This is a genomic window from Novosphingobium colocasiae, assembly GCF_014652555.1.
Classification (GTDB): domain Bacteria; phylum Pseudomonadota; class Alphaproteobacteria; order Sphingomonadales; family Sphingomonadaceae; genus Novosphingobium; species Novosphingobium colocasiae.
Map to the genome: position 1 here is coordinate 524,439 of NZ_BMZA01000001.1, position 24,985 is coordinate 549,423.

The window sequence follows — 24,985 nt, forward strand, 5'->3', positions numbered from 1 at the left end:
TATGGCCATCAGCCAGTGTGCGACCGTCAACGACCTGATCGATCGCAACGCCCGCCACCGTCCTGAGGCCCCGGCGCTGAGCATCGCAGGCGAAGCCGTGTCCCACCGCCGCCTTGCCGAACTGTGTGATGCGGCGGCAGGCTATCTGCAATCGCTCGGTATCGGTCCCGGCGACAGGATCGGCATATTCCACCCGATCGTTTCGGCGGACTATCTGGCGCTGGCGCTCGGAGCCATGCGGCTTGGCGCGATTGCAGCCTGCATCAATGCCCGGTTCAAGACGCGGGAACTGGCCCATGCGGTGGGCAATTCCGGCTGCAAGATCCTGTTCCATGGGGCTATGGTGTCCGAAGTCGTGGCGGCCAGTGGTGCGGCCGGGCGCACGCAGGTTGTCGAACTCGAGGCCGTTCGGGCATCCTGGCGTGACGGGACGGCGAGGGCTTGGGGCGATACCGCTCCGGTGGTGCAACCCGATGCACCCGCCCGGATCATCTACACCTCAGGGACGACGGCGATGCCCAAGGCGTGCCTGCATACCCATGCCGCCATGCTGCATCAGGGCTTCTCCGTCGCGCAGCGTCTGGAGCTGGAACCGCACGATCGCTTCTGGGCACCCTTGCCGCTGTTCCACACCGGTGGATGGACGCCGTTTCTGGCCGCTCAGGCTGCCGGCGCCTCGCTGGTCCATCCTGGCATTTTCGAGGCCGGGCAAAGCGTGCGGCAAATCGTGGCGGAGCGCTGCACGGTCTTGTTCCCGGGCTTCGAGACGATCTGGATGCAGGTTCTGGGGCACCGTGAATTCAGGGCCACAGATTTTGGCCATGCGCGGCTGGTGCTGAACGTAGGCGTGCCCGAGCGGCTGGCGATGATGCAGGAGATGTTGCCCGGCGTGCCCCAGGTCTCGAACACCGGATGTACCGAAGTCGGCGGTTTTCTGTGCATCGGCATGGCGGCGGATTCGCTGGAGTCTCGTTGCCACACCGCCGGAACGCCGCTGAACGGGATGGAGGCGCGCATTGTCGATCCGGCCACAGGACAGGCGATGCCGGATGGTGAGGCAGGGGAACTTGTCGCGCGGGGCGCAGCCTGTCTGAGCGAGTATTTCGGCGATCCCGAGGCCACCGCCGCAGCGATCGATGCGCAAGGCTGGTTCCACACCGGCGATCTGGTCAAGCGCACGCCCGAGAACGAATTCGTTTTCATCAGCCGTATAAAGGACATGCTCAAGGTTGGTGGCGAAAACGTCGCTGCGGCAGAGATCGAAGGGCATATCGTTTCGCACCCCAAGGTGAAGCTGGTGGCCGTGGTGAGCGCCCCTGACGATTATTACGGCGAAGTGCCGGCCGCCTTCATCGAGCCCGTTGAAGGCGCAGTGCTGGGTCCGCAGGAGGTCATCGACTTTTGTCGGGGTGCCATCGCCAACTTCAAAATTCCAAAATACGTGTTCTTCGTCGAGGAGTGGCCGATGGCTGGCGTCAAGATCAGAAAAGGCGACCTGCGCGATATGTGCAGGGATCTCATCGAGAAAAACGGGAAGAGGATATAGTCATGTACAAGGACAATATTGTCATCGATGCGGTTGCCCACGCCTTCAATTTCGAAAGCAGCAATTTCGCGTCGGTGTCCGAAGCCCAGTCGGTTGTCGATCTGACGTATGCGATTGTCGGTGAGAATGTGCCTCCCGGCTATGCCCTTTCACGCGATGCGGTGGTGCGCAACTGGCCGGTCGATGACACGGCGGCGATGCTGTTCGGAGAAAGCGATACCGACCTTGCCGTGATGCACACCCTGCCGGTGCTGGCCTTCAAGGATGGCATGAGTTCGCTGGAGAAATCGGCGGAAGCGCTGCAACGCTATCCCAACCGGTTCATCGGCGCTTATGCCGCCGTCGATCCGTTGGCGGGCAAAGCCGCATACGATGCGCTGGATCGGCAGATCGACATGCTGAATCCTATCGGTCTCAAGCTCTATCCGACGAGTTGGAACGGCGGCACTATCGGCACCTGGCGGATGGACGATCCGGCTATCGCCTTTCCCTTGTTCGAATATGCAGCCAAGCGGGGCATCACCAATTTCGCGGTCCACAAGGCCATTCCGCTTACGCCCGCGCCGACAGGAGAATCGTTCCGTCCCGGCGATGTGGAAGGCGCAGCGGAGCATTTTCCCGATCTGAATTTCGAGATCGTCCATGGCGGTGCCGCATTCACCGAAGAGACGGCGTGGCTGCTTGGGCGCTACAGCAACATCTGGGTCAACCTCGAAACCCTGAACATCGTGCTGGTCACGCGGCCGCGCGTGTTCGGCAAGATCCTGCTCGGCCTGATGCACATCGGCGGCGCGGCCGTGCTTGACCGGCTGATATGGGGAACCGGAACGATGCAATATCATCCCCGGCCGTGCCTGGAGGCGTTCTTCGACTATACGCTGCCGGAAGATCTTCTTGACCAATATGGCCTGTTCGAGGCGCTGCCGCAGTTGGACGAGGCTGCAAAGGCCAAGATTCTCGGCGGCAATTATGCCCGGATGCACGGCTTCGACATGGCCGACCTGCGTCGGCGCATTCAGGGCGATGCCTTTTGCCGAGGGGCCGAGGACAAGCTCCCCGCCCCCTATTCCACCACTTCGGTCGCCGCCCAGGTAGTGGCCTGACGCTGACGGCAAGAGAGGCTTCGAAATGGATCAGGCGGCAGTCAGGGCAGCGCTCAACGCCATATTTGACCCGTGCTCGGTGGCGAGCGGCCGGGCGATCGGCTTGTGCGATATGGGGCTCATTGAAGATGTCGATATCGCGGCCACCGGCGTCGTGACGGTCCGCCTCAGGTTGACGTCGCCGAGTTGCATGATGATCGGTTTCCTCGTCACCGCCGTGCGCGAGGCCGTGCAGTCGCTGACCGGCGTGAGCACGGTGATCGTCCTGCATGACGCCGGGGAGAACTGGGATCCCGATATGATCAGCGACGGTATCCGCGCCGAGCGCGATGCCCTGTGGAAGGCGCGCATGGCAGAGCTTGGCGGCGCGAGGCATCGGGGCCTGCCGCAGCGGGCCGAGGTTTCATGAAAAGCGCTGCAACGGCGTTTCAATAGGTTCGCTCCGAGGTGCTCGCACCTCGACTTACGGAGAGTTCTGCAATCGTCATGGGGCGTATCGACATCAGGAATGCCTTGGCACCCACTTTTGTCACCGGTGGCCGCTATGATGGCATCGCCATATTGGGCGGCGATGGCGTTGCTTTCGGCGGACATTGCGCCGCGCAGTCTCTATGCGCTGCTGCGGCGCAAGCCGGCCGGGACCGTTTGCCCAATTCCATTCATTCCACGTTCCTGTCGGCGGTCGTCCCTGACGAACCGGTTTCCTATGAGGTGACCTGGCTCAAGCAGGGGCGGGCGTTCTCGGTCCTGCGCGTGGATGCGCGCCAGAGGCAGCGGGTATGCCTGACTTCGGTGATCTCCTTTCATGTCGACGAACACGGGCCGAGCCACCAGATCATCGCGCCCGAGGTCGCGCTGCCGGAGTTATGCCGGTCCCTCGATTTCATTCCGCCTGGCACCAATCCGGAAGTGCGCTCATGCTTCGACATACGCGAAGCCGCACCGGCGCAGGCCGATCCAGCGGGGCACCCGGCGCAGACATGCTGGCTGAGGTGTCGGCAGCCGCTGGGCGATGACGGCCACGCCCATGCCGGTGCGCTGGTCTGGTTCAGTGATCTCAGTATGCCGTGGACGGCGGATCTCCCGTATCTTGGCACCGGTCCACGCATCGGTGCATCGCTCGACCATTCCTTGTGGTTTCATCGCCGGTTTTCGGTCGATGACTGGCTGATGTTCGTTCAGGAAAGCCCGATCTACGTCGGAGCGCGGGCATTTACGCGTGGCATGTTTTTCACGCAGGACGGCAAGCTGGTGGCTACGGCTGCACAGGAAACGCTTGTCCGTCGGCCCGGGGCAACGCCATGAAAGCCTGGCAATGCCACAGGTTCGGCGAACCGATGGAACTCGCGATCGCGGAACTGCCCGTGCCGCAGCCGGGAGCCGGAGAGGTGCGGCTCAGGGTGTGCGCGGCGGGCTTCGGGTTCGGGGAAACGCTGGTTCTGAAGGGCCGCTACCAGAAGACGCCGGACCTGCCCTATGTGCCTTGCAGCGAGATGTCAGGCTGGATCGATGCTTGCGGCGAGGGTGTTGCCGACTTTGCCGTTGGCGAGCGGGTGGCGGCGTTCGACGTGTCGCTTCGCGGCGGCGGACTTGCCCAATATTGCGTCTTGCCTGCCCGCTTCGTGCATCGGCTGCCGGCGCATGTGGACCTTGTGGATGCGGCCGGTTTTCTGATGAACCATTGGACGGCGTTCAATGCGCTGGTCCGTCGCGGAATGTTGCAGCAAGGCGAGGTGCTCGTCGTTCACGGGGCGACTGGCGGGACTGCCGCTGCAGCCATCGATGTCGCGCGGGCGATCGGGGCCAGGATCATCGCGGTGGGCGGGGACGATGAACGCCTTGCCGGCCTGCGCGCCGATCATGTGATCAATCATCGCCGCTCGTCCGTGCGGGACGAGATCCTGGCATTGACAGACGGGCGCGGCGCGGACGTGTTTTTCGACCCGGTGGGCGGCGATGCCTTCGATGCCTCGATGCGGGCGATCGCACCGGGCGGCAGAATCCTGGTGGTCGGCTTTGCATCGGGGCAGCCGGCGGTCGCGCGGACCAATGTCGTGCTGGTCAAGATGATCTCGATAATCGGCGTCGAAGCACGTCTGGCGCTCGAACGCACCGGAGATGTGGGATGGGCGGATTTCCAGGAAATGCTGCGCTGGCTCGAAGCCGGCCGCATCGGTCCTTCGCCCACCCTTCGCATTACCTTCGACGAAGCGGTGGCGGGTCTGCAATCACTGCTGGAACGACGTCACACCGGGAAATGCGTGGTAGTGGTTGCCTGAGCCGTCCGGGTGATCCCGGACGAAGCGGCTTTCGGCCCCGGCGCGTTGCAGGGTGGCGGGATGTTCGTTAATGCGGAGCCTATGTCGAATTGTTTGATGTTTTCTCGCGGGGTGAGCAATAGTGGTTCGACTTGACAAGGTCCGTCGCGAGAAGGGCTGCGAAACGCTCGCGTCGGTTTTGCGGGAGCAGATTCTGAGCGGCGAAGTGCCGTCGGGCGAACTGCTTCCCAACGAGCGGGAACTGGGAGACCAGTCGGGCCTTAGCCGCGGTTCGGTGCGTGAGGCGATGCGGATCCTCGAAACCCAGGGACTGATCACGACAACCGTCGGGCGAAATCAGGGGCGTCGGGCCGTCCGGCCAGGGACGGACCTTGTGCGCAACTCGCTGGACTTTTTCATTCGCGGGCAGCGCATTCCCTTCACGTCACTGATGGAGACGTTCGAGACGCTTGCCCCCAATATTTCCGCGCTGGCGGCAGAACACCGGACCCAGCAGGACATCGATGCGCTGGTTCGCGAACGGGAAAGTTTCAAGGTTACGCTCGGGGCAAGGCGTTTCATGGAGGCCAACATCGTCTGGCACTGTGTTGTCGCACGGGCGAGCCACAATCCGCTGCTCAGCGCACTATACGAAGGGCTGTGCCCCAGCCTGCTTGATCCCCATGTTTCCGGGTTTACCTCGAAGGAAATCCGAACCGCAGCGTTGCGCGCTGTCGGTCGTATCCAGGAGGCCATTATTGACGGGGATGCCGATGCCGCGCGCCGCAAGATGCTGTCGCACGTGCAGGCTTACCGCAAGATGGTAGAGCCGATCGCACCGCGCACGATCAAGCTGAAGCCGGCAGGCGAAAAAAACTAAGAGGTGCGCGAGCGCTCCAGCGAGAATGACGGGAATCCGGCAAAATCGAAGCTGACGAGAGCTGCCGATTTTGCATGAAGACGTCGAATTTCACGGGCGGGCAGATCGCGTTCGCCCTGCGGCAGGCCGAGTTTGAAACACCGGGTCGCAGAGGTGTGCCGTAAGATGAGCGTGTCGGAAAGCGCTCTGAACTGTTTCAAGTTCGACTGCTTTTCGTCAAGCGCGGGGGCAAGCTGTAAAAGTTCTAACCGTACACCCGCGCCCGATCTCGTCGCCCTGCAAAGATGTTGGCACCCGCTGCGGTTTTCGATTATAAACCGATAGTACGTCGGAAAAATGCAGCAGCAGGACGACGCAGCTTCAGCGAAACGGGAGAGTGGTGATGGCAACGCGTGTCGAAACGGCCGAAGCGCCGGCAAAGCAGATGAAAGTGTTCCGGCGCAACGAAGGGCCGCCCGCCGAGGATTATTTCGATGTCGTGCCAAACGGGCCGATCGCGGCGGAGGGGCTGGCGATGGTCGGCGAGGCCGGGATGGCTGACGGCGCGAAGTTCAACATGCTCTACATCGGTGACGATTTCACGCTGCTGCAGGCGTGGATGAAGCCGGGCTATCCGCTGCCGCTGCACACCCACAACACCGATTGCCTCTATTTCGTCTCGCGCGGGAGCATGAAGCTCGGCACGGTCGAACTGAATGCGGGCGACGGCGTCTTCATGCCGGCGCGCACGCCGTACAAGGTCACTCCGGGTGAGGACGGCGTCGAGTTTCTGGAGTTCCGGCCCCAGAGCGAGCGATACGACATGCAGGTGATCGCCAACAACCAGGCGTTCTGGGGCAAGGCCCTTGGCGCGATCGGCGAGCGGCGGGAGAGCTGGCAGGTCCAGGAACGCCCGGCCTGAAACCGACATGGAGGGACGGCCGGGTTGCCCGCGCAATCCAGCCGTCATTTTCGGTGCACATTTTGGTCGACAAATAACTTTGGTCTGATAATTAATCCGAAAGCGGATCTTCGCGCTTTTCGTTTTCTGCGGGATGCCCGGCCGGCGGCGACCGGGCCGCGCGTTCGCGATCGGGCGCGCGGAATCAAGGCACGGAGGGTGGATGTCTGACTTTTCGGCCCGGGATGACGAGTTTCATTTCGATATCATGAGCGATCGCTGGTGGGAGACGGAAACCGCGTGGTTTTCTTTCTGCCATCCCGAGACCGGTCTTGGCGGTTGGCTCTATACCATGGTGCGCCCCAATATCGGCACCGTTGCCGGCGGCGCATGGATTTGGGACGAGTGCGCCCATCTGCCCTGGGAAGTGCCCTATTCGGCGAACTACACCGCGCTGCGCCTGCCGCGCGACCAGAGCCTGACCGACATTGCGCTGCCGACCGGCGTCTCGATCAGGATGCTGGAGCCGCTCACCAGGTACCGGCTCGGCTTCCGGGACGAGGGGCGGCTTGAGCTGGATCTGGAATTCCGGGCTGTCATGCCGCCGCGCGCGCTACGCAAGGGCGACAGTTCGTTCAAGAACCTCAACCACTTCGACCAGTTCGGCCGGGTGACCGGGCAGATCGTGCTGCACGGCCGGCCGATCGATATCGACTGCTACGGGATGCGCGATCGGAGCTGGGGGCCGCGCCCCGAACACCGCCCCGGCAAAAGCGCCTACGTCACCGGCATCGCTTCGCCGGACGAGGCGTTCCTGGCGGTGACCAAGTGGAACGATGCCGATTATCCGGTCGCTTACGGCTTCATGATCCACGAAGGCGTGACCGGCGATCTCGTCTCGGGGCGGCGGATCGTCGAGCGGGATGCCGGACAGGGCTGGGTCAACCGCATCGTCATCGAGGCGAAGGACGAATTCGGCCGGCCGCTGCTGGCGGAGGGCGTGCGGCGCAGCGGGATCATCATCAACCGCCACAGCTTCATTGACAGCAACGGCCTGATCGAATGGACCATCAACGGCCACGTCGGTCACGGCGAGGATCAGGATATGTGGCCGGTCCACGACTGGTCTGCATTCCGGCGCGGAGCGCGGCGATGAGCAGCGTCGTCGGCATCGACGTGGGCGGTACGTTCACCGATCTTGTCTATTCTGCCGACGGTGCGGCGGTGACGGGCGTGCTCAAGGTGCCGTCGACCCCGCAGGACCCGAGCCTGGGGCTGATCGACGCGCTGGGCGCGGCCGGGATTGATGTCGCCTCGCTCGACATGATCTTGCACGGCACCACCATCGCCACCAATGCGGTGATCGAGCGGCGCGGCGCGCACTGCGCGCTGGTAACCACCGAAGGGTTTCGCGATGTGCTGGAACTGGGCCGCCGCGACCGCCACAGCATGTATGGCCTCACCGGCACCCAGGCCCCGCTGATCCCGCGCGAACGGCGCTGGGAGGTGGCAGGGCGGATGGATCACCAGGGCCGCGAGCTGGTGTCGCTGGATGAGGCCTATCTGGAGCGCTTGGCGGCCGGGCTGGCCGGCGAGGCGGTGGAAGCGATCGTCATCGCCTTCCTGCATTCTTATGCCAACCCCGCCCACGAACAGCGCGCCAAGGCGATTTTCGAGCGCGCCAACCCGGAATGGGAGGTCGTAGCCTCCAGCGATGTGGTGCGCGAATACTACGAGTTCGAGCGGACCAGTACGGCAGCGGTGCAGGGGTACCTGCAGCCGCTGGTGTCACGCTACGCCACCAGTCTCAAGGGGCGGCTGGCAGACCTGGGCTTCGGGCGCGAGACGTTGGTGATGCAATCCAACGGCGGGCTGATCCCGCTGGCGCGGCTAGGCAATCATGCGGCGAACATCGTCCGCTCGGGGCCTGCGGCCGGGGTGATGGCGGCGGCGCGGATCGCCGGGGAAGCCGGCTTCGATCACGTCATTACCGGCGATATGGGCGGCACAAGCTACGATGTGGCGGTGGTGGTGAAGGGTGAGCCACGCATCGCCGAGACCACCGAACTGGATTTCCGCGTTCCGCTGCGCCTGCCGATGATCGATGTCCACACGATCGGCGCGGGCGGCGGCAGCATTGCCTATGTCGATCGCGGCGGCATGCTGCAGGTCGGCCCGCGCAGCGCCGGGGCGTTCCCCGGGCCGGTCTGCTTCGGGCGCGGCGGGACCGAACCGACGGTGACGGATGCCAACGCAGTGCTGGGCCGGATCAACGCCGACGCGCCGATCGGCCTCAAGCACCTCGATCGGCTGGCGGTGGAAGAGGCGCGCGCGGCCATGGCGGCGCTGGGGCGTCCGCTGGGGCTGGACGTGGAAGAGACGGCGCAGGCGATCCTCACCATCGTCAACGCCCGCATGGCCCGCCGCACCCGCCTGCTGACGGTGGAGCGAGGGCTCGATCCGCGCGATTTCGTGCTGGTGGTGTTCGGGGGCGCGGGGCCGCTGCACGGCAGCTCGATCATGCGCGAAGTCGGCATCCGCACGATGCTGCTGCCGCCCCACCCCGGCGTGCTGTGCGCGCTGGGATGCATGGTGGCGGACCTGCGCTACGATATGTCGCGCACGATCGAGCGGCCGCTGGGCGAACTGGACGATGCCGCCGTGGGCGAGATGCTCCGCCAGCAGCGCGAGGATGGCGAGGAGCGGCTGGCGGCGAGCGGCACCCGGCTGGAAGCGGTCAGCCACCAGCATATCGCCGAGATGTCCTATGCCGGGCAAATCCACCCGCTGCGGGTGGCGATCGACGGCAGCGCTACGCTGGGCGACATGGAGCGGCTGTTCGAACAGGCCTATGCGCTGGAATACGGCAATACGCTGGGGCCGATTGCCAAGGTGCTGGTCAGCCTCAAGACCACCTCGCACGGCCTTCGCCGCCGGGCGGGTGCCGGGACGGGCGGCCCGCGCCCGGCCGCGCAGGCCGTGCCCGTCGCGCACCGCGAGGTCTATTTCGCAGGCTGGGTGCGCACGCCGATCTACCGGCGCGAGACGCTGGGGCCGGGTGCCACGTTCACCGGCCCGGCGATCATCGAGCAGGCCGATACGACCACGGTGCTGGAGCCGGGGCTGCACGCGCGGGTGGACGATCACGGCAATATCCTGGTGGAGGCGCAATAATGGACCCCGTGACCCTGGCCGTGGTGCGCGGCGGCATCGAGCAGATCGCCGACGAAATGGACCTGCACCTGATCCACGCCGCGCTCTCGCCGATCATCTCCGAAACCAACGATTGCGCCAACGGCTTCTTCCACCCGGACACCGGCGAGACCATCGCCCAGGGCGGCTATGGCCTGCCGCAGTTCCTGGCCAACATGCAGTTCACCGTGCAGCGGCTGATCGCGATCGCGGCCGGGCAGGGGGGCTTCCGGCCGGGCGATATCTGGATCGTCAACGATCCCTATATCAGCGGCACCCATCTCAACGATATCGTGATGGTCTCGCCTTACTTCGTCGACGGGAAGCTGTTCGCGCTGTTTGCCAACACCGGCCACTGGATGGACCTGGGCGGCAGCGCGCCGGGTGGCTGGGTGCCCAGGGCAACCGAGATCTATCACGAAGGCATCACCATCCCGCCGCTGCGCCTTTATGCCGAAGGCGTGCGCAACGATGCGGTGGTGGCAATGCTGACCGCGAACAGCCGCATGCCCGATCAGTTGCTGGGCGATATGGCGGCGATGACCAATGTGTTCGCCGTCGGCCGGCGCGGGTTCGACATGCTGGTGGAGCGCTATGGCGTGACGGTACTGTCCGACTGCGTGGCCGAGATGCTGGTGCGCTCCGAGGCCGAGATGCGATCATACATCGCGGACATTCCCGATGGCCGCTATGTGTTCGACGATTTCTTCGACAATGACGGGGTCAGCGATGTCCGGCTGCCGATCCGGCTGGCGGTGACGGTCACCGGCGATAGCCTGGAGTTTGATTTCACCGGCACCGCGCCCGCCGCGCGCGGGCCGATGAACATCGCCGATTGCACCACCCGTTCGATGTGCTTCGTCGCGCTCAAGCACCTGTTTCCCGATGTCCCGGTCAACGGCGGGGTATTCCGCCCGGTGCGCTTCGTGATTCCCGAAGGCTCGATTCTGGCGGCGCAGCGGCCGAGACCGGTGGGCGGCACTACCGACGTGACCCAGCGGGTGGTGGCAATGGTGTTCGGCGCGCTGGGGCATGCGATTCCGGAGATCGCCCCGGCTGCCGCCTTCGGCACCACCGGCGTGGTTACCGTATCGGGCTCAAGGCCGGATAACGGCAACTACTATGTCGCGGTCTATCCCTACCCCGGCGGATATGGCGCAAGCCGCCAGTCCGACGGGCTCGTCAACGGTACGCCGCCGGGATCGATGGCCAAGTTCATGTCGATCGAGATGTCCGAACACCGTTACCCCGTGCGCTTCGGCTACTATCGCATCCGCGAAGGTTCGGGAGGTGCCGGTGCGCGGCGCGGCGGCTGCGGGACCGAGTACGGGATCGAAATGCTGGCCGATACGCTGGTTTCGGTGCTGGGTGATCAGGTGGACAGCCCGCCGTTCGGCGCGATGGGCGGGGGGGCGGCGGCGGGCAACGCCATCCGCTTCACTCTGCGCGGGCAGGATTGGGTGCCGCCGATGCGCAGCAAGGCGGAAAAAGTCGCCTGCCAAGCCGGTGACATGGTCCACCTCGCGTCTCCCGGTGGCGGCGGCTTCGGCCTCCCGGCCGAGCGTGAGCCGGGGGCGGTGATCGCCGATCTCAACGCCGGGATCATCGATGCGGCAACCGCGCGCGATACTTATGGCGTGAAGGGCGAGGTGGACCGGCTGGTGCTGGACCGGCCGGTCTACAAGCGCCCCCGGCAGGAACTGGTCTGATGGAGAGCCGTGTCTTGGCGGCAGGTGCCGACGCACTGGTGTCGGCGGAAGAGCTGATGGCCTGGGCGGCGGACAGCATCGGTGCGCCCATCGCCGAGTGGCACCGGATTTCGGGCGGCAACCGCTATCACTCGTTCATCCTGACCACTGCGGCGCAAGGCCCCCAGGCGGCAAAGCGTTATTACCTGCGTTACCAGATGCCTCGCCCGCAGACGGTCGAGCCCTATACCGTGCTGCGCGAGATCCGCTTCTACCGGCTGATCGAGAACAGCGGCGTCCCCATGGCCCGGCTGATCGCGGTCAACCCGCTGTTTCCCGCGGTCTTGCTCGAACATATCGAAGGCATCGCCGAATTCCGGCGGCTCAAGGACCGCGACGAGCGCGAGACGATCGCCTTCGAGTTTACCGACGCCTTGGCCCGGCTCCACGCGGTGCGTGCGGGTCTGGGCGACGTGCCCGATGCGGCCAACCGCCAAACCATGGCCGACTGCGCCCGGTGCGAGGTCGCCGAATGGCGCGCGATGTATGAGGAAATGCCCGATCGCGAGCCGCTGATAGAGTTCGGCCTGCAATGGCTCGACGCCAACATTCCCGAGACCGACGAAGCCCCGGTGCTGGTCCACGGTGATGCCGGGCCGGGCAATTTCCTGTTCGACAAGGGCCACCTGACGGCGCTGATCGATTGGGAATTCGCGCATCTCGGCGATCCGCACGATGATCTGGCGTGGTTCGCGATGCGCGTGGTGATGGAGCCGGTGCCGGATTTCGCCCGGTGCCTGCGCCGCTACGAGGAGCGGAGCGGGCGCACCATCGATCTGGCGCGGCTGCGGTTCTATCAGGTGCTGGTTTCCACCCGTGTCCTCATCATCCGCCATCGCAATGTCAGCGGCGAATACGGCAACTCTATCGTCTCCCAGGCCCTCAATCGCCGGCTACTGACGACTGCGCTGGCGCTGGCCAATCACATCGAACTGCCGCCGGTCCCGGTACCCCCGCCGGTGGAAACCGACGCGACGGCGATGTTCGATTTCCTCGTCGCATCGCTGCGCGACGATATCGTCGCGAAAAGCACTGAGAAGTCGGTGGTATCGGCCGCGAAGAACCTGGCCAAGATCGGCAAGTTCCTGCGCGAGAAGGACCGCTACGGCGCGCGGCTGGAGGCGCTGGAGAGCGAGGCGCTGACCGCGCTGCTGGGCAGTGCTCCGGCCACGATCGTCGAAGGGCATTTTGCGGTCGTGTCTGCCGTGCGGGCGGGCACGATATCGCTGGAGGTGGCGTTGGGAGCATTCGCCGTATCCGCGCAGTACGGAGCAATTCTGGCGGCTCCGGCATCGGGCAGCATCGCCGGGCGGGGCTGGGCGTCGGTAACCTAAGGAAAAAGCGCCCCGCCTTGCCAGCCGGCGCTCTTTAGGAAATGAGTGTCTGCGGGAGCAAGGATCATCAGATGCAGCCATCGCCGCAAGTTTCGACACGTTACAGATATACGGTGCTGCTGTTTCTGGCGCTGGCCTATTGCCTCAATTACATGGACCGGCAGGTCATCGGCATTCTTGCCGTCCCCATCAAGCAGGACCTGAAGCTGACGGATTCAGAGCTGGCGCTGATGGGCGGGTTCGCCTTCGCGATCTTCTATTCGTGCCTGGGCATACCCGTGGCGCGGCTGGCGGATCGCATGAGCCGGATCAAGATCATCTCGGTCGCCTGTCTGGTGTGGAGCGCCTGCACCGCTTCCTGCGGCCTCGCGAACAGCTTCGGGCAACTGCTGCTGGCGCGGCTTTCCGTCGGCATCGGCGAAGCCGGCGGGGTGGCACCCACATATTCGCTGCTGTCGGACTATTTCCCGCCCCGGCAGCGCGGGCGGGCGTTGGCGGTGCTGACGCTGGGCCTGCCGATCGGTTCGGCGCTGGGGCTACTGCTGGGGGCGATCTTCGCCGAAAATTACGGCTGGCGCGCCGCGTTCATGTTGCTGGGAGCGGGCGGCATCGTGCTCGCCCCGATCCTCTTCCTGGTCGTGCGCGAGCCGCCGCGCGGGCAGCTTGATGCGCCGACGGGCGACGGGACACCGCAGGCGAACCCGACGCTCGGCATGGTCGTGCGCCACTTGCTGCCGTTGCCCAGCTTCTGGCTGATCTCGTTCGCCTCGGCTTCCGCCTCGATGCTCAGCTATGGGCTGCAATTCTGGCTGCCCACCTACATCTATCGCAGCCACAACCTCAGCCTCACCACGACATCCTACGTGCTATCGTCGATCACCATCGTCGGCGGGGTGATCGGGCTGCTGCTGGGCGGGGTGCTGTGCGATCGGCTGGGCGCGCGCAACAAGGGTGCCTATGGCTATGTGCCGAGCATCGGCTTTATCATCGGCATGCCGTTCATGCTGGCGGCGGCGCTCGCCTCCGGTCTCCCGGCGACGGTGGCGTTTCTGCTGCTGCCGCAGGTTGCCGGCGTGATGTGGATGGCCCCGGCGGTGAGTTCGGTGCAGCACCTCGCTCCGCCCACCATGCGGGCCAGCGCGTCGGCGATCTTCCTGTTCATCGTCAACCTGATCGGGCTGGGTGCGGGGACGCTGGCGTTCGGCGGGCTCTCGGACTTCTACCAGGCGCATTTCGGGCCCGAGGCGCTGCGCTATGCGATCATCACCGTGGTCGTCGTGCTCTATCCGTTGACGGCAGTGCTGTACGCACTGGCCGGCCGCAAGCTGGCGGGGGATTGGCAGGAATAGCCTGCGCCCGCCGCACGCGGATCAGCCCGGTCCGGGATTGTCGCCCAGCCGTTCTGCCGAAATGTCGCGATAGGCGCTGACGTGGCGGTTCATGCGGTTGAAGGCGGCATCGCCGTCCTGGGTCCTGATCGCCTCCATGATCTTGGTGTGCGATTTGATCGCCGAGGCGCGGATTTCCGGCGTCGTCACGTCGCGATAGTCCATCGCTTCGCGGATCGGCATGGTGATCGCCTCGATCAGCGCCATCAGCGGCTCGTTATGGCTCGCCCGGGCGATGGCCAGGTGCCAGTCCAGGTTGACGCGCTTGTAACGGGTCACATTGTCGATCGATTGCACGAACTGTTCGTGCAACTCGGTCATCTCGGCAAGCTGGGCATCAGTGCGGTTCAGCGCCGCCAGCCGGGCCAGCGCCGGTTCCACCGCCACCCGGCATTCGAGCAGCGAAGAGAGCTTGATGCCGTGGGTGCGGACGAACAGTTCGACTGACCGGCTGATCGAATCCCGCCCCGGCAGGGTGACCATCGATCCCCCAGCCCGGCCGGGTTTGGTCACGATCAGGCCGCGCGATTCCAGAATGCGCAAGGCATCGCGGATGGTGGTCCGGCTTAGGCCCGTCTCCACGATCAGATCGCGTTCGGCAGGAAGCATTTCGCCGGGCTGGAAGGTCCCGGCTACGATGAGGTTGCGGATCTGTTCGGCCAGGGCTTCGGATGCTTTGGGAACCACCACGCGCGAAAGGGTGGGTTGCGTATTATGTCCCATCAATTGGCGGCCCCGGCTCCAAGTCCCGATATTCAATGGTCATTTCATAACACCATTAGCGGCCAGCGGAAAAGGTTTCCTGCGGCGGCCGCGCATGTGTGCCGCCTATCGTGGATGGAGCCGCGCGAGGGCGATTCCGGCCAGGTTCTGTGCACGCCGGGTCCAGCGGATCCGGGCTGGCGGGGCGAGCCGGGCCTGCCTTGCAAAAGCGGCGGCGTGCCCGGTGAGCGGGTGTTTGCCCTTTAGCGCACGGTTGGCCTCGCGGATGATCTCCAGCGCATCGCCGATCAGCTCGAATTCCTGAAGGCCGCGCGCTTGCGCCGTTTCGAGCGCGCGGATCAGCGCCAGCCATTCGGCATCGGTATTGTTGCCGGTGCCCATATCGGGAAACAGGATGGCTTCGCCCCGGATCACCACCGCACCTTCCATGCGGCCGGGATTGGGCCGGCAGCCGCCGTCGAAGTAGACTTTGACCCTGCGCCTCGCGCTCATGCCGGGGGCGTGCCCGCGAGCAGGCCGCGCGCGCGGATCAGGGCGTCAATCCGCGCGAACGCGGGCACGGGGATGCCGGCCGCCCGCGCCAGCCGCAGCACCGCGCCGGGCAGCGCGTCATATTCCGACGCGCGCCCCGCCTCGACATCGCGCTGGAGCGAACTGGTGGCGTCGGCCGGGAAAGCGGCGGCATAGGCGAAGGTAGCCTCGATAGCCGCCGGATCGAGCATGACGCCGCGCGTGGCGGCCAAAGCCGCGATGTCGGCCATCGCCGCCCGGAACAGCGCCGCGCCTTCGGGGGCCGAGCAGACCATGCCGACGTGGAGCCCCAGCGCCAGCGCCGTCCCGCCTACTGCCGCGCCGAGCAGGAACTTGCGCCACAGCGCGGTCTCGATATCCGCAGATCGTTCCCCGGCCATGCCGATCCCGCCGAGCAGCGCCGCCAGCGTGTCCTCGCCGCCCAGGTCGGGACCATGGGTGTGGCCGTAAGCCAGCGTCGGAAGCACGCCGACATGGCGCACGGTCTGCCCCGCCATCTCGAAGAAGCCGTGCAGCCGCCCGGCCACGATCTCGCATTCAGGACGCAGCGCCGCGATCGTCTCGTGCGCTTCCACGCCGTTCTGCACCGTCACCAGTACCGCAGGCGCGGTGAGCGCCTGCGCGATATCGGCAAGCAGGCGGGGCAGGGCGGGGCTCTTGGCGCAAACGAGCACCAGATCGGCTGGGGCAAGGTTGGGTCCAGCCTCGACCACCGCAACCGGGGTGGCGGTGGTGACGCCCGCAGCATCTTCGATCACGACGCCATGCAGGCGCAGCCAGCGGGCGCGCTCGCCGCGGGCGAACAGCCGGCAATCGAACCCGGCAGCGGTCAGCCGGGCGGCGAACATGCTGCCCAGCGCCCCCGCCCCGGCAACCAGGCAGCGCAAAGTCAGCGCGCCTCAGTGATCAGCTTGAGCGCGGCCGGGGTGCTCCAGTCGTTGCCGCCCACCCAGCGCCAGACTTCGCGGCCCTCGGCATCGAACAGGATCGTCACCGGCAGATCGCCGCCATAGGCCATGCCCAGCACGCCCTGATCGTCGATCCACGGCTCCACCCGGTCCAGCTTGCGGCGGCGCAGGATCTCGACGACCTTGCCGGTCTTGTCGAGATCCTGCGAGATCGGCAGGACGGTCATCCCCAGTTCGCCCTCGCGCCCGATCAGATCGTTCAGCGCCGGCATCTCGGCGATGCACGGGGCGCACCATGTCGCCCACAGGTTCACCAGCAGCGGCTTGCCCTTGAACGCGGCGAGATCGAGCGTCTCGCCAGTATTGTCGGTCAGCGTCACGGTGGGCATCGCCGCGCCCTTGTGCGAACGGTCGAGTCCCTTGGGCGCAGGGTCGGCATCGCCATCGGCGTCGGCGGCAGTGTTCGAAGCGGAAGGTTGCGGTTGCGGGCCGCTTTGCCTATCGCAACCCGCCAGAAGGGCCGTGGCCCCGGCGAGCGAACACAGGAAAAGCGACTTGAGCGAAAAGGCGGACAAGCGGGGGGGCTCCAACCAGATGTGGGGCGGACGGTTCGCACAGGGACCGTCGGCGATCATGCGCGAGATAAATGCCTCGATCCCCTTCGACAAGGCGCTGTGGAAACAGGACATCGCGGCCAGCAAGGCGCACGTCGCGATGCTGGGGGCCTGCGGCATCGTTTCGGCCGACGATGCGGCAACGATCGCCGGCGGGCTCGATGCCGTCGCCGCCGAATACGAGGCTGATGGCGTGCCCGAGGACTGGGACCTCGAAGACATCCACATGACCACCGAAAGCCGGCTGGCGCAGCTCATCGGCCCGGCCGCCGGCCGTCTGCACACGGCCCGGTCGCGCAACGATCAGGTGGCGACCGATTTCCGCCTGTGGGTGCGCGATGCCATCGATCAGGCCGACGCCGGCCTGGAAGCGCTCCAGATCGCGCTGGTCGAACGCGCGGGTGAGCACGCCGGCAGCATCATGCCCGGCTTCACCCACCTGCAGACCGCGCAGCCGGTGACGCTGGGTCACCACCTGATGGCTTATTACGAGATGATCGGCCGTGATCGCTCGCGGTTCGCCGATGCGCGGGTGCGGATGAACCGCTGTCCGCTGGGCTCGGCGGCGCTGGCCGGGACCGGTTTCCCGATCGACCGTTTCATGACCGCCGACGCATTGGGTTTCGCCGGTCCCACCGCGAACAGCCTCGATTCGGTATCGGACCGCGATTTCGCGCTGGATTACCTGATGGCCGCCAGCCAGTGCGCGCTGCACCTGTCGCGGCTGGCGGAAGAGTTCATCATCTGGGCCAGCCAGCCGTTCGGCTTCGTCACTCTGCCGGACAGTCTGTCGACCGGCAGCTCGATCATGCCGCAGAAGAAGAACCCCGATGCGGCGGAACTGGTGCGCGGCCATTCGGGGCGAATCGCCGGTTGCCTGACCAGCCTGATGATGACCATGAAGGGGCTGCCACTGGCCTACTCCAAGGACATGCAGGACGACAAGCCCCCGGTGTTCGAGGCTGCGGGCCTGCTCGCGCTGTCGATCGCGGCGATGACCGGGATGGTCGGCGAAACGGTGTTCCGCACCCCCCGCATGCGTGCCGCCGCCGAACTGGGCTTTGCCACCGCCACTGACCTTGCGGACTGGCTGGTTCGCGAAGCCGATATTCCCTTCCGCGAGGCGCACCATATCACCGGCGCGGCGGTCAAGCTGGCCGAGGGCCAGGGCGTCGCGCTCGACCAGTTGCAGCTCGATGCGTTGAAAGAGATCGACAGCCGCATCGATGCGCGCGTATTTACTGCGCTTTCGGTGGAGGCATCGGTGGCCGCTCGCAAGTCGCACGGCGGCACCGCGCCCGAGCAGGTGCGCCTGCGCGTTGCTGATGCACGCGCCGCACTGGGTCTCGGTGCAGTGCCGGGTGTGAGTGCGGCTGGGCAGGAGTGACCAAGATGGGCAAGTCGATCGCGACTGTGCTGCTGCTGTTGGCTACCGCTATCGGCATGTCCGCCTGCGGCCAGCGCAAGGACCTGGCCCTGAAACCGGGCATGAAGGCACCGCCCGCGCCCTATGGCCGGTCTGCCGCGCTCAATCCCGCCGAGGCGCTCGCTCCGCCGACGGTGGCGATCCCGGAGCGCAGCACCGAACTGCGCACCCGCTCCGAGGAACGCGAGGACGATCCCTTCGATCTTCCGCCCCCCGAATGACAACCTATCGTATGACATCTTGCCCAATGTCAGCCAGACAGCCGCAGCAAGGCGGCCGCACAGGAAAACATGGATCATTTTGAACTCAAGGACGGATCGCTTTTTGCCGAGGACGTGCCGGTCGCCGAGATCGCGACCGCAGTAGGCACGCCGGTCTATATCTATTCACTCGCCACGCTGGAGCGGCATGCCCGCGTGTTCCGCGAGGCGCTTTCGGTGCTGCCGCGCATCAAGCTTGCCTATGCGGTGAAATCGAACCCCAACCTGGCGGTGCTGCGGGCGCTGGCCCGGCAGGGATACGGGGCGGACGTCGTCTCCGAAGGCGAATTGCACCGCGCGCTGGCGGCGGGCATTCCCGCCGGGGAAATCGTGTTTTCAGGCGTCGGCAAGACGCGGCGCGAACTTTCGGTGGCGGTGGCTTCGCGGATTGGCCAGTTCAACCTCGAAAGCGAGGAAGAGGGCGTCGAGCTGTCGCAGATCGCGGCGGAGATGGGCCGCCGTGCACCTTGCGCGCTGCGGGTCAATCCCGATGTCGATGCCGGCACGCACGCCAAGATCTCCACCGGCAAGGCCGAGAACAAGTTCGGCGTCGCTTACGACCGGGCAGAGGATATCTATGCCCGGCTGGCAACGCTGCCGGGGCTCGATATGCGCGGCCTTGCCGTCCATATCGGCAGCCAGATCAGCGATCTCGAACCATCGCGCCGCGCCTTCACCAAGATGGGCGACCTGATGCGGCGGCTGCGCGCGCGCGGCCTTTCCGTCACCAATATGGACCTCGGCGGCGGCCTTGGTGTGCCCTACAAGCAGGGCGAAGTGCTGCCCGGCCCCGATGCCTATGCGGCCATGGTGCATGACGTGACCCAGGACTGGGACGCGACCATCATGTTCGAACCGGGCCGGGTCATCACCGGCAACTCCGGCGTGCTCGTCACCGAAGTGGTGCGGGTCAAGGAAGGGGTGACCCATCCCTGGGTCGTGGTCGATGCGGCGATGAACGATCTCGCGCGCCCGGCGCTCTACGATGCCTGGCACGATTTCGCGGCGGTCCGGCCGAACGGCAGGACGATCACCGCCAACATCGTCGGCCCGATCTGCGAAAGCGCCGATACCTTCGCCATGGCCCGCACGATCGACGAGGTGAAGGCGGGCGACTTGGCAGTATTCCGCACCGCCGGTGCCTATGGCGCGACGATGGCCAATACCTACAATTCGCGCGCACTGGTGCCCGAGGCGATGGTCAATGGCGACAAGTGGGCGATCGTCGCCAACCGCATCGAACCCGAGACCATCCACCATGCCGAGCGCGTGCCGGGGTGGCTGAAGTAGCGCTCGCGCGGCACCGGCGGGGGCATCCGTGATCGAAGCGCTGCCGCTGTTCCACCGCATCGCCGGGCAGCCGGTCATTGTGCTGGGCAGCGGTGCGGCCGCCGATGCCAAGCGCCGGCTGGTCGAACGCGCCGGGGGCGAGGCGATCGACGAGCTTCAGGGGGGCATCGATCGCGGTGCCCGTCTGGCGTTCATCGCACATGATGATCTGGCCAGTGCCGAAGCCGATGCGCTGCGGGCGCGGTGTGCCGGCTTGCTGGTGAACGTGACCGATCGTCCTGCGCTATGCGACTTCACGGTACCTTCCATCCTCGATCGCACCCCGGTGCTGGTGGCGATCGGCACCGGCGGGGCGTCTGCCGGGCTGGCCAAGCAGTTGCGTCTGCGGCTGGAAGGGTTGCTGCCGCAACGGTTGGGCGCGCTCGCCCGTGCGCTGGAAAGTGCCCGCGCCGCGCTGCGGGCGCGGTTTCCCGTTGCGGACGATCGCCGCCGCGCGCTGGACGCCGCGCTCGCTCCCGGCGGCACGCTCGATCCGCTGGTCGATGGCAGTGCCGACCGGGTGGAGGGCTGGCTGGCGGGGGCGGGAGGCGCGGCGGCGCAAGTGATCGAGATCGTCCTGCGCAGCGCCGATCCGGACGACCTGTCGCTGCGAGAAGCGCGCTGGCTGGGGACGGCGGATGTGATCCGGCACGAAGCGGCGGTCCCGGCTGCCGTTCTGGACCGGTCGCGGGCCGATGCTGTGCGGCAATTGATCGCCGGGGACGCGCCGCTTCCCGATCCCGGCGATGCGCCGGCGGCGACGGTGATCGTGCTGCGCGCGCCGCGCTGATCCGGCGGCCTTTCAGGTTTTTAACTTCAAAATGGAGCTTTCCGCGCCCTTAGTGCTTCCCGAAGAATAAAGCGCAGCCGAGGAAACAAAACACGTGGCGGGCATCCATGGGGGCGGCACCGCCCCGCACGGCGAGGCTGGAAACGGCGGTCGCCGGTTATGATCGATGGCCCCGGCGGCGCGCGGATCGGCAGTGACAATGCCGTGATCGCTCGCGTTCTCGCCGATTTCGAACGGTTCGCCCATGGCAGCGACTTGTGCCACTGCCCTCACCTGGCGCTGCTGTTCGATGCCCAGGGTTCCAGCGCGCTCGCCTTCGCCACCACTTTCGCCGGGCTCGGCATGGCGGCACTGGCGCACGCGGACGGGACCGGGGTTTCGCCGCTGATCGAGCGGGTGGTGGATGGCGAGGCGCAGGTCTTGCTGGCGAGCGAGGAGCAGGCGCGGATCGTGCTGGTGGTCCATGACGGCGGGGATGGGGCGGATGCTTCGCGGGCGGGTGACACCGCCACTTTTCACCCTCGCGAATCATGGCGGCACTTCCTGTCCGGGCGAGGGCGCTGTGAGCGGTTGCGCTGCGCCGAACCCGGCAGCGCGGAAACCCGCATCGACGCCTCCCCGCTGGACCTCGGGCCGGGCGTCGTCCTGCACGAACTGGGCCCGCGCGAAGCCATGCGGATGACCGCGATCGACGCGGTACTGGTCGAACTGCGGCTGGAGCGCCGGTTCGCCGCCTCGCTGCCGCTGCGCCGGTACGACCGCGCCACCGGCCGGCGGATCGAGGAGATCGTCACCGGGGAGAGCGAAAAGCTCCGGTTGGCGGCGGTGGCCGCGTTGGGTGCCATGGGGCGGCGTGATGCGGTCCCGATGCTGACCGCGATCGCCGGCGGATCGGGCGACCTTGGCCTGCGGCGGCGGGCGCTGGATGAACTGTGCTCTCTTGATGAAGAGACGGCGCGGGTGGTGGCGGCGCGGGTTGCCAGGGCCCGCCACGATCCGTTGCAGGCGCACGCCGCCGTTGTGGCTCCGGTGCGTCGGCGGAGCGCGAAGCGTGGCAAGGGAGCGCTGCCGTGGTTCGGGTGATCGCCGTGCGCGATCCGACCAGCGCTTCGCTTGACGAATGCGTCGATGCGCTGTGTTCCTGGGGTTTCGATCCAGGGGACGAGGAAAGTCTGGCCCACGCGAGTCACTGGCTGGGGCGGCTCGGCAACGACCGGCACTTCATCGGCGATCGGCTGCTGGACCATCTGGGCAACCCGCGCCAGCCCGCCGCGCCGGGCTGGGCACCCGCCCACAGCCACCAGCTTGCACTGGCCGCGCCCGAAAATTCCGATTTCCGCCTCCTCGCCACGATCTGGGAAGTGCCCGATGGCGGCACCTGCCATGCCGGATATGGGCAGGCGCACGATCACGCCGCCGATGTGGTGACGCTCGGCTATTTCGGCCCCGGCTGCCTGCGCGATCATTTCGAGCACGAAGAGGATGCGCGCGGGCGGTCGAAGCGATTGCGGCCCGCCGGTCAGCTTGCGCTGGGCGAAGGGTGCATGCTGCACTACCGCGCGCGCCGCGACGTGCACCGGCTGCACCCGCCAGCCTCGCTGTCGATCTCGCTGACGCTGGTTCACAATTCGCGCGCGACGCAGGGGCAGGCGCGGCGCTGGTTCCAGCCGGAGATTGGCGGGGCCCATACCGACGATGATCCGGCAGCGGGAGAATCGCTGCTGCGCGCGGCGGTGGCGCTGGGCGGAGAAGCGGCCCGGGCAAGCGCGCTGCACGTAGCGCAGCACCACGCCAGCGAAAGCCTGCGGCTTTGCGCCTGGCGGGCGCTGGCTGAGCAGGAGACATCGGCGCAAGCGCGCGACGCGATCTGGAAGCAGGCGGAGCAAGGCGGCAACCACCGGATCGCCGCCATCGCCCGCCAGCATCGCGCGGCTTTGCGCTGATCCTCATCGTGCTTGGCTCCAGTGCAGGATGGTGCCTGTCCAGATCAGACCAAAAAAAGGGCCCGGTCGTTGCCGACCGGGCCTTGGAAGTTTTGGGAGAGGATGCCTGAAAGGCAGTTTCTGTATGCCTTGGCCGCCGGTTTTGTGCAAGTGCGAAATGCACGCTTTTGGGTGAAAAAATTGCAACTCCAGTTGCATTCTTCTGACTGATCAATCGGTCAAAATATTTTTCGTGCTGATTTAAAACAAAAATACCGTCCGAATCACTATTCAGATTGCGATAACGGCAAGTCTCAGGGTCGCGAGACTTAAGGCGCTGCAATCGTTGCCTATTGCAGCGCGACAGCGGTTTGCTGCGGACGCGGGGCAGCGCTTTGGCCAGCGCCAAAATGCCACCAGGATGATCGCGATCAGTGGGCGAGCAAGAGATTCGGGGCTGACGGCTCTTCGAGGAAATAGGCCGTCACTCCGCCGAACAACATCTCGCGCAGCCGGCTCTTGCCGTATGCGCCCATCACCAGCAGTTCGGCATGCGACTGGCCCACTGCCACCGCCAGGGTCTCTGCGGTGGACCCGCGACGCTCGCATTCCTCCAGCTCGGCGTGGATGCCATGCCGTGAGAGGTAGCGCAGGGCGTCCGTCGGCGGGAAGCCGCCGGACTTTTCGGCGACGGTGACAACCTTCACCATCTGGCAATCGCGCAGGACCGGAACCGCCGCGCGCAGTGCCGTAGCCGATTGTTCGCCGCCGTCCCAGCCGATGCAGGCGCGCCGGATCGGGAACGTCAGCGGCGCGGTGCCGGCGACCACCAGAACCGGCGTGCGCGTGCTGAGCGCCAGTTCGCCGGCCATGCGATCGTCGCGGGATACCACCACCAGGTCCGCCAGCATCCCGGCCTGCGCCAGTGCCGGCACCGGCTCGTCCTCGCTGCGCAGGATGTCGAAAGGCACATCGCCCCGGCTCAGGCGGGCTTCCAGCGCGGATGCCATCGCGTCATCGGCGTCCCGCGCCTGTTCCAGCGCATCGGCGACAAGGTAGCCGCCGCCCATCGGGTCCATCGAAAGGTAGCGCGACACGGGGGTGTCCACGAGCACCGTCAGATGGCCGTCGGATTGTCGGGCCAGGCCCAGCGCCGCTTCGAGCCGCAGATCGGAACCGGGTTTGCTGTCAGCGGCAACGAGTATCGAGCGCATGGGAACCTCCACCTTCGGGCAATGCATCCAATCTAGGTACGGTGCATCAAAAGGCCATGACCAATATCAAAACGCGCCCGCGCCGGTTAATCCGCCCCACGGGCAACCGGGCGGGCCGGATCGAAGATCCACTCGCTCCACGAACCGGGGTAAAGCAGCGCTCCCGGCAGGCCGGCGATCTCCATCGCCAGCGCGTTGTGGCACGCGGTCACGCCCGATCCGCATTGCAGGATCGCCGGTGCCCCGTCCAGCAGGGCGAGGAAGTCGGCGCGCAGATCGTCCGCCGGTCGCCACTGTCCGGCTTCGTCCAGATTGTCGCGAAAGAAGCGGTTGCGCGCGCCGGGGATATGCCCGGCCACCGGGTCCAGCGGGTTGGGATCGCCCCGGAACCGCGCCGGATCGCGGGCATCGAGCACCCGCGCGGCGGCCGATGCGATGTTTGCCTGGACCTCATCGGCATCGACGGTCCCGGCTACCAGCGGCATACCGGCGGCGAAGTCCCCCGCCAGCGCCGGGGCCGGTTCGCCCCCTTCAAGGCTGTGCTTGATCGTCACCCACGCCTGCCGCCCGCCATCGAGCACCGCCACCTCGGCATGGCCCAGCCAGCGCAGCAGCCACCACGCCCGCGCGGCAAACGCGCCGCCGCTGGCGTCATAGGCGACAACCTGTTGCCCGGCATGGAGCCCCTGCGCCCGCAGCCAGCCTGCCAGCACATCGCGATCGGGCAGCGGATGCCGGCCATTGGTGCCGTCCGACCGCCCGGACAGATCGCGATCGAGATGGGCGTAGCGCGCGCCGGGAATGTGCCCTGCCAGGTAGTCTGTCCGGCCCTGATCGGGCTTGGCGAGTTCGAATCCGCAATCAAGCACCAGTGGCGGCTGCGCGCCTTGCATCGCGGCGGACAGCTCTGCGACGGAGATGAGGGTGGTCCAGCTCATG

General features: G+C 66.2%; 25 protein-coding genes. 18 read left to right on the forward strand and 7 right to left on the reverse strand.

What is annotated here, in order from left to right; genetic code table 11:
• Position 1: 1 nt before the first annotated feature.
• The 6 genes from IE122_RS02625 to IE122_RS02650 all read left to right on the forward strand — a co-directional run bounded on the left by IE122_RS02625 (position 2) and on the right by IE122_RS02650 (position 5,787).
• Positions 2-1,546 (forward strand): class I adenylate-forming enzyme family protein, encoded by a 1,545-nt coding sequence (locus IE122_RS02625; protein ID WP_189619506.1) that lies wholly within the window; start codon positions 2-4, stop codon positions 1,544-1,546.
• A gap of 2 nt (positions 1,547-1,548) precedes the next feature.
• On the forward strand, positions 1,549-2,649 hold the full coding sequence (locus IE122_RS02630) for an amidohydrolase family protein (protein WP_189619507.1): 1,101 nt from the start codon (positions 1,549-1,551) through the stop codon (positions 2,647-2,649).
• 25 nt (positions 2,650-2,674) lie between these two features.
• Positions 2,675-3,058, forward strand: a complete 384-nt coding sequence (locus tag IE122_RS02635; RefSeq protein ID WP_189619508.1) for a metal-sulfur cluster assembly factor — start codon at positions 2,675-2,677, stop codon at positions 3,056-3,058.
• 104 nt (positions 3,059-3,162) lie between these two features.
• Positions 3,163-3,954 carry an acyl-CoA thioesterase gene (locus tag IE122_RS02640; protein ID WP_189619509.1) on the forward strand — a complete coding sequence of 264 codons (792 nt, stop codon included), beginning with the start codon at positions 3,163-3,165 and terminating at the stop codon, positions 3,952-3,954.
• Between the two features lie 32 nt (positions 3,955-3,986).
• Positions 3,987-4,928, forward strand: a complete 942-nt coding sequence (locus IE122_RS02645) for an NADPH:quinone oxidoreductase family protein (protein ID WP_189619510.1) — start codon at positions 3,987-3,989, stop codon at positions 4,926-4,928.
• 121 nt (positions 4,929-5,049) lie between these two features.
• The gene (locus IE122_RS02650) at positions 5,050-5,787 is read left to right on the forward strand and encodes a FadR/GntR family transcriptional regulator (RefSeq protein WP_189619511.1); all 738 of its coding nucleotides are present in this window, start codon (positions 5,050-5,052) and stop codon (positions 5,785-5,787) included.
• On the opposite strand, the gene IE122_RS02655 is transcribed toward IE122_RS02650, so the two are convergent.
• The gene (locus IE122_RS02655) at positions 5,784-5,987 is read right to left on the reverse strand and encodes a hypothetical protein (RefSeq protein WP_189619512.1); all 204 of its coding nucleotides are present in this window, start codon (positions 5,985-5,987) and stop codon (positions 5,784-5,786) included. The genes IE122_RS02650 and IE122_RS02655 overlap by 4 nt on opposite strands.
• A gap of 182 nt (positions 5,988-6,169) precedes the next feature.
• On the opposite strand from IE122_RS02655, the gene IE122_RS02660 reads away from it, so the two are divergent.
• The 6 genes from IE122_RS02660 (at position 6,170) to IE122_RS02685 (ending at position 14,290) form a co-directional block, all read left to right on the forward strand.
• Entirely contained in the window at positions 6,170-6,688 is a 519-nt protein-coding gene (locus IE122_RS02660) for a cupin domain-containing protein (RefSeq protein WP_229813663.1), read from the forward strand.
• 202 nt (positions 6,689-6,890) lie between these two features.
• Positions 6,891-7,823 carry a DUF7064 domain-containing protein gene (locus IE122_RS02665; protein ID WP_189619513.1) on the forward strand — a complete coding sequence of 311 codons (933 nt, stop codon included), beginning with the start codon at positions 6,891-6,893 and terminating at the stop codon, positions 7,821-7,823.
• Positions 7,820-9,841 carry a hydantoinase/oxoprolinase family protein gene (locus IE122_RS02670; RefSeq protein WP_189619514.1) on the forward strand — a complete coding sequence of 674 codons (2,022 nt, stop codon included), beginning with the start codon at positions 7,820-7,822 and terminating at the stop codon, positions 9,839-9,841. Before IE122_RS02665 ends, IE122_RS02670 begins: the two co-directional genes overlap by 4 nt.
• Positions 9,841-11,568 (forward strand): hydantoinase B/oxoprolinase family protein, encoded by a 1,728-nt coding sequence (locus IE122_RS02675; RefSeq protein WP_189619515.1) that lies wholly within the window; start codon positions 9,841-9,843, stop codon positions 11,566-11,568. The genes IE122_RS02670 and IE122_RS02675 overlap by 1 nt, the downstream gene beginning before the upstream one ends.
• Positions 11,568-12,941, forward strand: coding sequence for a phosphotransferase family protein (locus IE122_RS02680; protein WP_189619516.1), 1,374 nt, complete (start codon positions 11,568-11,570; stop codon positions 12,939-12,941). The genes IE122_RS02675 and IE122_RS02680 overlap by 1 nt, the downstream gene beginning before the upstream one ends.
• A gap of 71 nt (positions 12,942-13,012) precedes the next feature.
• Positions 13,013-14,290 carry a spinster family MFS transporter gene (locus tag IE122_RS02685; protein WP_189619517.1) on the forward strand — a complete coding sequence of 426 codons (1,278 nt, stop codon included), beginning with the start codon at positions 13,013-13,015 and terminating at the stop codon, positions 14,288-14,290.
• A 21-nt stretch (positions 14,291-14,311) separates the two neighbouring features.
• Here IE122_RS02685 and IE122_RS02690 read toward each other — a convergent pair whose 3' ends face one another.
• From IE122_RS02690 to IE122_RS02705, 4 genes are all read right to left on the reverse strand, one after another.
• The gene (locus IE122_RS02690; RefSeq protein ID WP_189619518.1) at positions 14,312-15,052 is read right to left on the reverse strand and encodes a FadR/GntR family transcriptional regulator; all 741 of its coding nucleotides are present in this window, start codon (positions 15,050-15,052) and stop codon (positions 14,312-14,314) included.
• A 105-nt stretch (positions 15,053-15,157) separates the two neighbouring features.
• A complete protein-coding gene (locus tag IE122_RS02695; RefSeq protein WP_189619519.1) occupies positions 15,158-15,544 on the reverse strand; it encodes a ribonuclease HI in 387 nt (128 codons plus the stop codon).
• A complete protein-coding gene (locus IE122_RS02700; RefSeq protein WP_189619520.1) occupies positions 15,541-16,470 on the reverse strand; it encodes a ketopantoate reductase family protein in 930 nt (309 codons plus the stop codon). Before IE122_RS02700 ends, IE122_RS02695 begins: the two co-directional genes overlap by 4 nt.
• Positions 16,471-16,472: 2 nt before the next feature.
• Positions 16,473-17,066, reverse strand: coding sequence for a TlpA family protein disulfide reductase (locus IE122_RS02705; RefSeq protein ID WP_229813665.1), 594 nt, complete (start codon positions 17,064-17,066; stop codon positions 16,473-16,475).
• A gap of 19 nt (positions 17,067-17,085) precedes the next feature.
• Between IE122_RS02705 and argH the strand changes: the two genes are divergently transcribed.
• The 6 genes from argH to IE122_RS02735 all read left to right on the forward strand — a co-directional run bounded on the left by argH (position 17,086) and on the right by IE122_RS02735 (position 22,853).
• Positions 17,086-18,492, forward strand: a complete 1,407-nt coding sequence (argH, locus tag IE122_RS02710; protein ID WP_189619522.1) for an argininosuccinate lyase — start codon at positions 17,086-17,088, stop codon at positions 18,490-18,492.
• 5 nt (positions 18,493-18,497) lie between these two features.
• On the forward strand, positions 18,498-18,752 hold the full coding sequence (locus tag IE122_RS02715; RefSeq protein ID WP_189619523.1) for a hypothetical protein: 255 nt from the start codon (positions 18,498-18,500) through the stop codon (positions 18,750-18,752).
• A 69-nt stretch (positions 18,753-18,821) separates the two neighbouring features.
• A complete protein-coding gene (gene lysA / locus IE122_RS02720; protein ID WP_189619524.1) occupies positions 18,822-20,081 on the forward strand; it encodes a diaminopimelate decarboxylase in 1,260 nt (419 codons plus the stop codon).
• Positions 20,082-20,109: 28 nt separating this feature from the next.
• Positions 20,110-20,910 carry a precorrin-2 dehydrogenase/sirohydrochlorin ferrochelatase family protein gene (locus tag IE122_RS02725; RefSeq protein ID WP_189619525.1) on the forward strand — a complete coding sequence of 267 codons (801 nt, stop codon included), beginning with the start codon at positions 20,110-20,112 and terminating at the stop codon, positions 20,908-20,910.
• Between the two features lie 159 nt (positions 20,911-21,069).
• A complete protein-coding gene (locus tag IE122_RS02730) occupies positions 21,070-21,993 on the forward strand; it encodes a hypothetical protein (protein WP_189619526.1) in 924 nt (307 codons plus the stop codon).
• A complete protein-coding gene (locus IE122_RS02735) occupies positions 21,981-22,853 on the forward strand; it encodes a transposase (protein ID WP_189619527.1) in 873 nt (290 codons plus the stop codon). Before IE122_RS02730 ends, IE122_RS02735 begins: the two co-directional genes overlap by 13 nt.
• A gap of 410 nt (positions 22,854-23,263) precedes the next feature.
• Here the strand turns inward: IE122_RS02735 and IE122_RS02740 are convergent, their stop codons facing one another.
• Positions 23,264-24,046, reverse strand: a complete 783-nt coding sequence (locus tag IE122_RS02740) for a universal stress protein (RefSeq protein WP_189619528.1) — start codon at positions 24,044-24,046, stop codon at positions 23,264-23,266.
• A gap of 86 nt (positions 24,047-24,132) precedes the next feature.
• Positions 24,133-24,984, reverse strand: coding sequence for a sulfurtransferase (locus tag IE122_RS02745; protein ID WP_189619529.1), 852 nt, complete (start codon positions 24,982-24,984; stop codon positions 24,133-24,135).
• Position 24,985: the final 1 nt, after the last annotated feature.